Annotated in this window: 10 protein-coding genes; 4 read left to right on the top strand and 6 right to left on the bottom strand. The window is 72.6% G+C overall.

Annotation, left to right across the window (positions count from 1 at the left end; genetic code table 11):
• Window positions 1-635 precede the first annotated feature (635 nt).
• Window positions 636-1,838 carry an aminotransferase-like domain-containing protein gene (locus AC08OU_RS17670; RefSeq protein WP_462188693.1) on the top strand — a complete coding sequence of 401 codons (1,203 nt, stop codon included), beginning with the start codon at window positions 636-638 and terminating at the stop codon, window positions 1,836-1,838.
• A 102-nt stretch (window positions 1,839-1,940) separates the two neighbouring features.
• Here the strand turns inward: AC08OU_RS17670 and AC08OU_RS17665 are convergent, their stop codons facing one another.
• Together AC08OU_RS17665 and AC08OU_RS17660 are read right to left on the bottom strand one after the other, a co-directional pair.
• A complete protein-coding gene (locus AC08OU_RS17665; protein WP_476593981.1) occupies window positions 1,941-2,657 on the bottom strand; it encodes an SRPBCC family protein in 717 nt (238 codons plus the stop codon).
• A 2-nt stretch (window positions 2,658-2,659) separates the two neighbouring features.
• Window positions 2,660-3,391, bottom strand: a complete 732-nt coding sequence (locus AC08OU_RS17660) for an ArsR/SmtB family transcription factor (RefSeq protein ID WP_462188690.1) — start codon at window positions 3,389-3,391, stop codon at window positions 2,660-2,662.
• A 250-nt stretch (window positions 3,392-3,641) separates the two neighbouring features.
• On the opposite strand from AC08OU_RS17660, the gene AC08OU_RS17655 reads away from it, so the two are divergent.
• The 3 genes from AC08OU_RS17655 (at window position 3,642) to AC08OU_RS17645 (ending at window position 7,286) form a co-directional block, all read left to right on the top strand.
• Entirely contained in the window at window positions 3,642-4,496 is an 855-nt protein-coding gene (locus tag AC08OU_RS17655) for a siderophore-interacting protein (RefSeq protein ID WP_476598832.1), read from the top strand.
• Entirely contained in the window at window positions 4,397-4,678 is a 282-nt protein-coding gene (locus AC08OU_RS17650; RefSeq protein ID WP_476598833.1) for an SIP domain-containing protein, read from the top strand. The genes AC08OU_RS17655 and AC08OU_RS17650 overlap by 100 nt, the downstream gene beginning before the upstream one ends.
• A gap of 382 nt (window positions 4,679-5,060) precedes the next feature.
• Entirely contained in the window at window positions 5,061-7,286 is a 2,226-nt protein-coding gene (locus AC08OU_RS17645) for a serine/threonine-protein kinase (RefSeq protein ID WP_476598835.1), read from the top strand.
• Between the two features lie 34 nt (window positions 7,287-7,320).
• Here AC08OU_RS17645 and AC08OU_RS17640 read toward each other — a convergent pair whose 3' ends face one another.
• The 4 genes from AC08OU_RS17640 to AC08OU_RS17625 form a co-directional block, all read right to left on the bottom strand.
• Window positions 7,321-7,536 (bottom strand): hypothetical protein, encoded by a 216-nt coding sequence (locus tag AC08OU_RS17640; protein WP_462188687.1) that lies wholly within the window; start codon window positions 7,534-7,536, stop codon window positions 7,321-7,323.
• A 23-nt stretch (window positions 7,537-7,559) separates the two neighbouring features.
• Window positions 7,560-7,841: a hypothetical protein gene (locus AC08OU_RS17635; protein ID WP_476596351.1), complete on the bottom strand. Its 282-nt coding sequence runs from the start codon at window positions 7,839-7,841 to the stop codon at window positions 7,560-7,562.
• A 194-nt stretch (window positions 7,842-8,035) separates the two neighbouring features.
• The gene (locus AC08OU_RS17630) at window positions 8,036-8,854 is read right to left on the bottom strand and encodes a glutamate ABC transporter substrate-binding protein (protein ID WP_476598838.1); all 819 of its coding nucleotides are present in this window, start codon (window positions 8,852-8,854) and stop codon (window positions 8,036-8,038) included.
• Between the two features lie 293 nt (window positions 8,855-9,147).
• Window positions 9,148-10,708 (bottom strand): hypothetical protein (locus AC08OU_RS17625; protein WP_476605338.1); only part of this gene is annotated, 1,561 nt, incomplete at its 5' end.

Here is a 10,708-nt window from a genome sequence, read left to right as displayed (position 1 = left end):
CAGATCCAGATCCGGTGAAGTCTCCCGGGAAGGAACCCTGGCCGGTGCCGGGCGACCGGACTCCCGGCGACCAGCGCGACACTCAGAGTCGACGACACTCGACTCCGCCGGACTGTATCAGTTCGATGTCCGACACGCTCCCCTGATCATCTCCCGCCCGATCGCGACCGTCGAGGTCGTGGTCCAGCCGGCAGGCATTCTCTGCGATCCGGGCGCTCTATTTCTGTTCCATGAGTTCCGCATAAACCACTGCGACAGGAGAATTCCCCGTCGCCATTCCGTCCAGGTCCGCAGTCTGGCTTTCTCCGTGCGGACGTCTTACCCACGCCGTCGGCGTTCGGTGCCTGTTCACAAGCAGCCCCCTCAACCAGCCCGATCGGAGACATCGTCTGCGCCCGAGACGAAGGGGCATGATGACCTCTGCCATCCCCATTCCTGGTGAACGTGCTGCTCGGCCTGCTCGGAGTCGCGGGCGGCCACGTGAGCCGGCGCCGATGGCTATGATCGCCAGAAAGTCCAGGATGCGGGAAGCACAGTCCACATGCTGGAACGCCGCTGTACGGCCGTCCCGGCGGTTGGCGGCGAGTGGTCGTGTACGTCGGGGAGAACCCGGAGAAGGAGTTCGAGGAGCCGCCATGACCAACGCCGCTCCACCCGCCGCTGCGGTGCCCGGTCTCGCCGCCCGAGCCGGCGCCGTGCGCACCTCGCCAGTGCGGGAGATCCTCGCGCTGACCGCCCGCCCGGAGGTGATCTCCTTCGCCGGCGGTCTACCCGCTCCCGAGCTCTTCGACGCCGACGGGATTCGGCGCGCCTACGACCGGGTGCTCGCCGAGGAGCCGCGGCGCGTGCTGCAGTACTCCGCCACGGAGGGCGACCCGGACCTGCGCCAAGCGGTCGCGGACCGCCTGGCGCGCCGCGGCCTGCCCACCCGAGCGGACGACCTGCTGATCACGAAGGGCTCGCAGCAGGCCCTGACGCTGCTGTCGGCGGCGCTCGTGGAGCCGGGTGACGCGGTCCTCGTGGAGGATCCGACCTATCTGGCTGCCCTGCAGTGCCTCGGCCTCGCGGGTGCCCGGGTGGTGCCCGTCCCCACCGACGAGCACGGGATCCTCCCCGACCGGCTGGCGGAGACGGTGGCCCGCGAGCGTCCCAGGCTGCTCTACCTGGTGCCGACCTTCCAGAACCCCACCGGTCGGACGCTGTCCGCGGCGCGCCGCGCGGCCGTCGCCCGGGTGGCCGCGGAGCAGGGCCTGTGGATCGTCGAGGACGACCCCTACGGTGAGCTGCGCTTCCAGGGCACGCGGGAGCCGTGGATCGCGTCGTTCGCCGACGCCGCCGACCGCACCGTCCTGCTCGGCAGCTTCTCCAAGATCATGGCCCCAGGGATGCGACTGGGCTGGCTGCGGGCCCCGGCCATGCTGCGGCGGGCCTGCGTGATCGCCAAGCAGGCCGCGGACCTGCACACCTCCACGGTCGATCAGGCCGCCGCCGCCCGGTATCTGGCCGACGCCGACCCCGACCTGCACATCGCGCGGATGTGCGCCGCCTACCGCGAACGCCGCGACGCGCTCCTCGACGGGCTCGCCTGGGCACTGCCGCCCGGGAGCAGCTGGAACCGGCCCGAGGGCGGCATGTTCGTCTGGGCCCGCCTCCCCGACGGTCACGACGCCACCGCCCTGCTGCCCGGCGTGGTGGAGCACGACGTGGCCTACGTTCCCGGTGCTCCTTTTTTCGCGGGGCCGCCGGACCCCGCGACGCTGCGCCTGTCCTTCACCACGCACCCGCCGGTGGAGATCACGGAGGGATTGACGCGGCTGGCACGGGCGTTCGGAGTATGACCGTCATCCCTGACCGGGTGCCGGTGCCGGCCCGACACGAGCCGGCGGAAATCGGCAAAACGGCGGGGATCGACAAAACGGCGGGGATCGACGGAAAGGCGCTTAGGCGAACACGTCCTGCAGCCAGTCGGTCCAGGCCTGGGTGGTCTTCGCCTGGTCGGCGCCGGGGGCGAACAGGTGCAGGGCGATGCCGATCGGGGCGCCGAAGGCGTTGCGGCCGAAGAAGCGGTACAGCCCGTCGCCGGTCCGCAGGCCGAGGAAGTGGGGATGCAGGTAGTCGACCACGGCGTCCAGCGGGTCGATGCCCGGGAGGGTGACGCGCAGCGCGTCGCCCTGGCCGACCTCGTCGGCGACGCCGAGCTCGCGGCGCAGCCGGACGAACGCGTCCGGCGCGGTCGAGGACGCCGGCGCGTCGGCCGCGACGTAGGTCACCGGCCGGCGGCTGAAGTACCGCAGGTACTGGCCGAGCGTGTGCAGGTAGAAGTCGGTGTGCTGGCTGGCGCCGTCGTACTGATTCTCCCAGTCGTCGACGAAGATCCCGCTGTGGACGTAGCGGAAGGAGGTCATGCCGCCGTCCCGGCCCTCGATCACGTGTTCCAGCTGGTTGAACCAGCCGTCCGCACCCTCCACCCGGGTGACGAGGTGGTGCGGCGGGTCCCAGACGGTGACCGTGCCCCCGAAGGGCGCTGCGCCACCCTGCCGGGGCTCGAACTCCATCGGCCACAGCCATCCGCCGTTACCGGTGGTCACGGCGTCCCAGTACTCCTCCGGGGAGGTGGGCAGCACGCCCTCGCGGCGGATCTCGAACTCACGGGACATCTCTAGTTCTCCTTGGTTGCGGTGGGGCCATCGGTTCCGGTGGGGCCGGCTGCGTTGGTGGGACTGTCGGTGCCGGTGGGACCGGCGGTGCCAAGGCCGAGGACGTCCTCCCCCGCATCGGACCCCGCATCGGATCCGACAGCCACCCGCTCGGGCCGCGTGACGCTCGGGTGCAGGGCGATGACGAAACGGTGGGAGCGCCCGCCTTCGGCGGTGGTGTCGTGGTACCTGCCGACGAGGGCGGCAACCGTCTCCCCGAGCTCCGTGGCGAACGCGGCGCGGTCCGCGGCGGAAGCGAATCGGATCTCGCTGTCGATCGCGAACGTCGCCAGCCGCTGCCGGGCAGCGGTGGCACCGGTGATGAGGTCGCCGACCTCCCGCACCAGCCGGGCACCGAGCGCGAGCAGCCATCGGGCAGAGCGCTGATCCGGCGACCGGCCGGGATCCGGGGCGACCGCCGGCAACGCGGTCGGCGAGATCACATAGGAGGCCGCCGTCGCCCGTAGTACGCGCTCGGTGCAGTTGCCCCTTCTGCGTTCCTCGACGAGTTCGACCAGCCCGTGACGCTCCAGGGCCCGCAGGTGGTAATTGACCCGCTGACGTGACAGCCCCACGGGAGCGGCCAGGGTGCTGGCCGAACCCGGCTCCGCGAGCGCGGCCAGCAAACTCGCCCGGACCGGGTCGAGCGCGGCCCCCGCGGCGGCCGGGTCATCGATCACTGCGACCTCCAACATGCGCCTCATCGTCCTACCGAAAATTTTCCTTGTCAAGGAGGATGATCCTGTCGGGGCAGGTACGGGGCAGGTACGGAACGACCGTCGCGCCCCTCCGCGAGTCATCGCCCGAATGGCGGGGCATAGGTTCGTCCTGGAATGCCACCCGGGCTCGCGGAGGTCGGGACGGCCCCGTCCCGGGCCTGAAGCCCGTCCGTGCGGGCCAGAACCAGTCCGGCCCGCGGTCACGAGAGGCAGGACGCAAGAGCCGATGTCGACGTTCGGGCCGGACTCCTCCGTGCCATCCACGCCCCACCCGACCGGACTACCGGACGGGCGCGACGGCCGCCCGTCGGCGTCGGCGGAGAACCGGCCCGCGCCGCGGCACGCCCGGCCGGCCCCGCGCCGGCTGCGGGTCGTCCGCGTCACCCCGCTCACCGGGGACATGGTGACGGTGACGCTCGGTGGGCCGGCGCTGACCGGATTCTCGCTGCCCCGGGCCGCGCAGCACGTGAAGATCTTCCTGCCGGCCGACGGGCAGACCGAACCGACCGTTCCGGGCTGGGGGCCGGACGGACGACCCGTCTTCCCGGCGGGTGCGCCCCGCCCGATCGTGCGGACCTACACCCCGCGCCGGTTCGACGCTGAGGCCCTCGAACTGGAGATCGAGATGCTCCTGCACGGCGAGGGCCCGGCTGGGCGGTGGGCGCGTACCGCCCGGCCCGGTGACCATCTCGCCATCGCCGGACCGGGGGGTGGATACGAGGTGCGGACGTCGGCCGCGCACCACCTGCTCGCCGCCGACGAGACCGGCCTGCCCGCGCTGGCGACGGTGCTGGAACGGCTGCCCACTCGGGTACCGGTGACCGTGGTGGCGGAGGTTCGCGACGCCGGCCGCCAGCGGGCTCTCCCGGTCACCCCCGCGACGACCGTCACCTGGCTGCACCGTAACGGCGGGGTTCCCGGCGCACTGCTGGCCGAGGCCGTCGAGGGGCCATACCCCTGCCCGCCGGCACCGCGGCCTGGGTGGCCTGCGAGGCCACGGCGGTACGCCGGATCCGCCGTCACCTGCTCGCCTCGGGGCTGGACCGCGCCGACCTGTCGACCCGTGGCTACTGGCGGCTGAGCGCGGCGGACCATCCCGATCATGACTACGGGGAGGGCGAGGCGGCGGATGTCACCCGCGGCGGCGAGGGACGGATCGATCGGCTGCGCCGCACCCTCGGGCCGCTGAAGCAGCGTGCCGAAACCACCGCGCGCGGCCTCGGCGCGACCGTGAAGGCCCGCGCCGCCGAGCGCCGGCGGTGACCGGGTCGGCACCTGCTTCGACCACCCGATCGTGGGTGCGGCATTTCGGTGGGACGCGTCCCAGGGCCCTCGCCCGCCAAACTCGCCCGCCAAACAACCCGTAGCCGACGCAACCGGGCTCCGTCACGGCGGGCAACCCGACCGCATGGCAGGCTGGTCACGTACCAGCGCGCACCGCCCGACCACGGGGATCCACCGCGCCACGGCATTCCATTCCGACAAGCCGTCGCACGGACAAGCCGTCGCACGGACAAGCCGTCGCACGGACAAGGCGACGAACGGACCGGACGACGGCGCTCGGGGACGACCCACCGGGGAACGACGGCACGGGGTGGCGGGTGGACCCGGCACGCGAATGGTGCCCGTCGGCGAAGAGGGGCCCATGACGGAGGACAGCGCGAGACCCCCTGCCGGGCCTCCCATCGTCGGGGAACCCGGGTCGGTGAATCTGCCGGCTCCCCGGGTGACCGCGCTACCCCGGCGGGGTCCGGCGGCCGGCGCCCACCGTGATCCGCTCCGGCTCCCGCACCTGGTCGGCCCGCCCCCCGGGTCGACCCCGCCCCTCCTGGGCGCGCCCAGCGTTCCCACGGGCCTGCGGGAGTGCGCCGGGTGCGGCGCGCCCGTGGCCCGGCCGGGCCAGGACGAGCAGGACGAGAGCGTCGCCCTGGAGGGCAGCTGCGCGGGATGCGGCCACCGCTACTCGTTCACCGTCAAGCTGCGACCGGGCGAACGGGTCGGCCGCTACACCGTGCACGGCGTCATCGCGCACGGCGGGCTCGGCTGGGTATATGCCGCGACCGACGACAACCTCGGCGGCGACGACGTGCAGGCCTGGGTGGTGCTCAAGGGCCTGCTCGACGCGGCGAACCCGGAGGCGCGTCGGATCGCCGAGGGAGAGCGGCGCATCCTGACCACGGTGTCCCATCCGGGCATCGTCAAGATCCTCGACTATGTCACCCACCATGGCGAGGACTACATCGTCATGGAGTACGTGCCGGGGGCGTCCCTGGCCGGCCTGGCCGAGGTCGGGGTGGCGGGACCGGACGGGCGGTCGGCTCCGCCGTCGGCCGCCGATGTGATCCGCTACCTGCTGCGGGTGCTTCCGGCCCTCGGGCATCTGCATCGCCTCGGGCTGGTCTACTGCGACCTGAAACCGGAAAACGTGATGGTCACCGCCGAGGACGTCAAACTGATCGACCTCGGCGGGGCGCGCCGGCTCGACGACCGCGTGTCGGGATACCTGTCCACGCCCGGCTACCGGGCCCCCGAACTCGACGACGACGGGGAACGCCCGGCGGGCATCGCGCGCACCGCGCCCACGGTCACCACCGACATCTTCGCCGTCGCCCGGACCCTGGCCCGTCTCGTCCTCGGCCGGTTCCCGGGCTTCCTCGGCGCCTACCGGCACACCCTGCCGCCGCGCCGGGCCCATGCCCCGTTGCGGGACTTCGAATCCCTGGACCGGCTCCTGCGCCGGGCCACCGCGACCGATCCCGACCAGCGATTCCAGAGCACCACGGAGCTCGCCGACGAACTGGTGGGGGTGCTCTACGAGATCGTGGCCAGAACGGAGGGGCCGGTCCCCCCGTTGGCCAGCCGGTGGTTCGACGCCGTCGGGCATCCCACCGGGGAGGCGGGGCCCGCCGGGACCCCCGCATGGTGGGAGGTCCTCCCCGATCTGCGCATCGACCAGGACGATCCATGGGCGCCCGGACTGACCGCCGGTTCGGACGAGGAACCGGCCTCCCTGGCCACCCGGCTGGCGGCGATCGTCCCGAGGACCACCGAGGTGCGGCTATCCCTGGCCCGCGCCCAGATCCGGGCCGGGCAGCTCCATGAGGCGGCGGGCACTCTGGACGACGCGGCCGCGGAGCAGCCGCGGGAATGGCGGGTCGACTGGTACCGGGGCCTGCACGCCCTCGTCGGACGACAACCGGCCGTGGCCGCCGCGGCGTTCGACCGGGTCTACTCCCGGGTCCCCGGGGAGCTCGCTCCGCGCCTCGCCCTCGCGACCGCACTCGCGGACATGGCGACCACCACGGGCACCGCGGGCACCGCGCCTGAACGTGACGCGGCCCGGCACCGGGCCGCAGCCCTGTTCGACGTCGTCTCCACCATCGATCCGAGCACGACCAGCGCGGCGTTCGGGCTGGCCCGATGCCGGACCGATCCGGCCGACAAGATCGACGCTTATCTACGGGTCCCTCCGTCGTCCGCCGCCTACACCGCGTCGCGGATCCGCATGATCGGGGTGCTCGTCGGCCGGGCCACCCGACCAGACCGCGCGGCCTCGGGATCGGCGGCCCTGCACCGGGCGGCGACGATACTGGCCGATCCAAGGCTCGACCTGGGCGAACGACGCCGGGCCGAACTGCACCGTGACCTGTTCACCGCCGCCCTGGCCCTCGTCACGACCTACTCGTCCGCCTACCCGGCCGCGGATGCGCCCCGGCCACCGACCCTGCTCGGTCGGGTCATGGTGGAACGGGACCTCCGCTTCGGACTGGCCGAGACCTACCGGGAGATGGCCCGGTTGGCCGGTGACCGGGCGAGCCGGGTCCGCCTCGTCGACCAGGCGAACCGCATCCGTCCCCGCACGCTGCTCTGACGTTGACATCCTTGCTCAGCCGTAGCTTCCTTGCTCATAGGCGCTGAGCTGCGGTGCGCAGGTGGTCAAGCAGGTCGTCGACGAGTTGCTGGGGACTCGCGTGACCCTTCCCGTCAGCGGCGAGATGCCCCGCCAGGGCAAGGTCGGCAGCCCCGTGCGCGAGTGCCCGCACGAGAGATGCCACGCGCACCGGGTCACCTGCGGGCAACGCACCAAGCTGTTGGGCCGCGGTGACGGTATCGACGAGCATGGTCTGCGCGACGTGGGCCGCTGTCAGGCCGCAGTACTCAGCTCCCGCGAGTCGATCGACCAGGCGCCAAATACCAGCCTGAAGCGTGCCGGGTACTCCAGTGCCCAGGTGATGTAGTGGTGCATCGCCATGCGCAGTACCGCCTCGGGCGTCCTTCCACCACGCATCGCGGTGGCGAGCTCGGCGCCTTGCCGCTCCAACTCCCGGGCGGCGATCGCGGCGAGCAGCGCCTCCTTAACCCGGTACCGACGTCGCGCGCTGCAACCAGCTCTGGGACGCCAGCGCACGGCTTGCCGGTCTACCACCCGAACTGTAATAATCATCAGAGTTCGGGTACTAGGCCTCGGATGCGCATCATTCATCATGAATCGCCATGAATCGCCGGCTTCGATCTCGTGCTCGCCCCCGGGAGCTCCGGAGACCTGGAGCTCCCGGGCTTCGCCTGGTTCGCCTGGTTCGCCTGGCCCGCCGGTTCACAGCCCGCCGGTTCACGGCCCGGTCAGGGACGGCCGCCGTCGAGCAGCGGGGGGCGGCCGGGTACGCGTAGGCCCGGTCGCAGCCACTCGTCGTACAGGCGGGACCAGGTTCCGTCGAGCATGATCTCGCGAAGCACGCCGTTGACGAACGCGACGAACTCGTCGTCTCCCGCCGTGTCCCCGGTGATCGGCATGGCGATACCGTAGGGCTCGTCGAGCCAGCCGCCGGCTTCGGAGCCCGCGCCGAAGGCGCTCGGCCCGAGCACCGTCGTGTCGGGGTCCTGGGCGGCTAGCCCGGCGAGGAGGACATCGTCGCCGGCGATCGCGTCGACGTCACCGTGCTGGAGCGCGACCAGGCAGTCGGCGATGCGGGCCCGGGTCACCGGTCGGGGTCCCGGCGCCGGCAGCTGCGCCAGCTTCTCGCTGGACGTGCTCCCCGCCGACGAGCAGACCGGTCGTCCGACGAGATCGGCGATACCGCGGAACCCGGCGTTCTCCCGGACCAGCAACCGCAGAGTCGACTCGTAGTACACGTCGGAGAACCGGACCTGCCGCTTGCGCTCGCAGGTGATGGTCATGGTGGCCACGAGCATGTCGACCATGCCGGAACGGAGCAGGTCCTCCCGCTCGGAGGTGGTGACGGCACGGAACTGGATATGATTGTCGACCCGCTCGGCACCGAAGATGGCCGCGGCGACCGCGCGGGCTATGCCGACGTCGAACCCCTCCAGTCGCAAGGTGCGCCAGTTCATCAACCCGGCCGGGGGCGCGTCGGTGGCGATGCCCACGCGCAGGTAGCCGCGGTCCTGCGCGATCGCGCGCAGGCGGCTGCCCACCGGCATCCGGCCGGGGGGAGGCATCGGGGTGAGGGGGGGATCGCTCGACCGGAGCGGTCTGCCATCCCGGCGACAGGTTCCATCCGGGTTGGCCGATCCCGCCGACGCCTGCGTGGGCTCGGCGCCCGGCACCGGTGATGGCGGCATCGGGGCGGCCTCCAGCGGAAGGGGACTACGGGCGGTGCTGCAGCCCGTACCGCCCACGAGGACCATGCAGCCGACGAGGATCCCCCCGAGCACCGGGCCCACTCCCCTCGTCGGGATGGGGGGGTGCCGGCGCCCGGTCCGACCGGGCGGACTCACAGGTACTCCCGGAGCCGGGGCCACATCCCCGCCGCGGCCGCGACGATCGCGGTGAGGACGAGCGCCGGGCCGGCCAGCTCGAGATCGCGCAACGCCGCGGCGGCCCGGCGGGCATCTCCTTCGAACCTGCCCCGGGCGGCGTCGATCGCGACGTCGAGCTTGCCGAGGAAGCTGGTGAACGCCGTCGTGCCCGGCCCGAGGGTCCGGGTCACCGCCTGTCCGAACGTGTCGGAGGAACGCGGGTCCCCAACGGAGGAGCCGGCGTCTCCCGGTCCTCGCGCGGCCGCGACGACCGAGTCCGGTGACGAGGCCAGCAGAGCCACCACCGAGGCCCGGATACGCAGCCAGGAGCGCAGATCGCCCTCGAGTCCCGCCGGTATCCCGGCCCCCCCGCGCGCGTCGAGGGCGACGACGAGCGAACCACGACGGGTGACCGGTTCGGGCGGTAGGCGGTCGCCGGTCACGTCGAAGCCGAGGCCTCGGGTCACCCAGGCGAAGTGCTCGTCGAAACGGGTGCCGTTGCCGAGCGCCGTCAACGAGAGGTTCTCATCGACCCGTGCCTCCAGAGCCAGGGTCTTCGATCGGGCGAGCAGGCTTATCGGTCGGTACCCGGAGTCTTGCGCGGTGTCGAGACGGGTCTGCTGGGTTCCGAAGGCGACCGCGGTCCAGGTGACCGTGGCCAGGATGCACCCGGTGCCGAGCAGCAGGCCCGGGTTGACCAGTCGGTTCGTGCGTCGGACCAGAAGCAGCTGGACGCCGACGAACGCGATGATCGCGAAGGCGGCCGTGATCACGATCGCCCATTCGCCCCGCGAGCCGGTGGCCTGCTGGTAGGCGGTGTCCACCGCGTCGGCGTACCGGGCGACGAGCACCTCGGTCGCCGGAAGGATCTCCGTGCGCATCATCGTCGAGGCGGCCCGCAGGTTGGCCTCGCCGACGGACAGCCCCGCCCGGTTGTTCGCCCGGGCCCGTTCGACCATCCCGTTGTAGACAGGAATGCCCCCGGCGAGCACGCCCAGAGGGCACGACGAGGCGATCCGCCCGGGCGACGGCCGGGTCCCCGCGCCGTCGGGTCCGGGCGGCGGCGCCGCGGGTCCGGACCAGGGCGGGTCCGCGGCGCACAGGGCCGGGTCGAGTCGGCGCAGGTCCAGGACGTCACGGGCGGCATCGGCGACACTCGCCTCGAACAGCCCGCCGTTCTTGATCCGGTCATAGCGCTGCCGCAGCTCGGCGGCGGGCTCCCCCCTGCCGACGAGAAGCTCGACGGGCGCGAAGACCTCCGCCGCCGCCGCGGCATCCGCCTGGGACAGGGCGGCCCGCAACTCCTGAGCCGTGGCGAGCGCCCGGCCGTGCCGGCTCACCAGGCCGTCGGTCGCATCCAGCCGATGAGCGACCACGCCGTGCAGCGTCAACCCGAACAACGCGAGCGCGACCACGAGAAACGCCAGCAGCCCGACGAGCCGGACACCCGCGTCGCAGCGCGCCGCGACGCCCAGCACGGCCCGCGCGAGCCGCGCGCCCCACCGCGCTCGCGGGCCGCCCGGGCCACCGGGCCCC

The organism is Frankia sp. CcMO1 (assembly GCF_977945845.1).
This window is presented reverse-complemented; position numbering and strand designations above follow the sequence as displayed.

What these genes read in the sequence shown, in the direction of transcription:
- AC08OU_RS17660 (WP_462188690.1), bottom strand. Translation starts at nt 3,391, where the DNA reads ATGTTGGAGGTCGCAGTGATCGATGACCCGGCCGCCGCGGGGGCCGCG.
- AC08OU_RS17640 (WP_462188687.1), bottom strand. Translation starts at nt 7,536, where the DNA reads ATGCTCGTCGATACCGTCACCGCGGCCCAACAGCTTGGTGCGTTGCCC.
- AC08OU_RS17670 (WP_462188693.1), top strand. Translation starts at nt 636, where the DNA reads ATGACCAACGCCGCTCCACCCGCCGCTGCGGTGCCCGGTCTCGCCGCC.
- AC08OU_RS17665 (WP_476593981.1), bottom strand. Translation starts at nt 2,657, where the DNA reads ATGTCCCGTGAGTTCGAGATCCGCCGCGAGGGCGTGCTGCCCACCTCC.
- AC08OU_RS17630 (WP_476598838.1), bottom strand. Translation starts at nt 8,854, where the DNA reads ATGCCGGTGGGCAGCCGCCTGCGCGCGATCGCGCAGGACCGCGGCTAC.
- AC08OU_RS17655 (WP_476598832.1), top strand. Translation starts at nt 3,642, where the DNA reads ATGTCGACGTTCGGGCCGGACTCCTCCGTGCCATCCACGCCCCACCCG.
- AC08OU_RS17645 (WP_476598835.1), top strand. Translation starts at nt 5,061, where the DNA reads ATGACGGAGGACAGCGCGAGACCCCCTGCCGGGCCTCCCATCGTCGGG.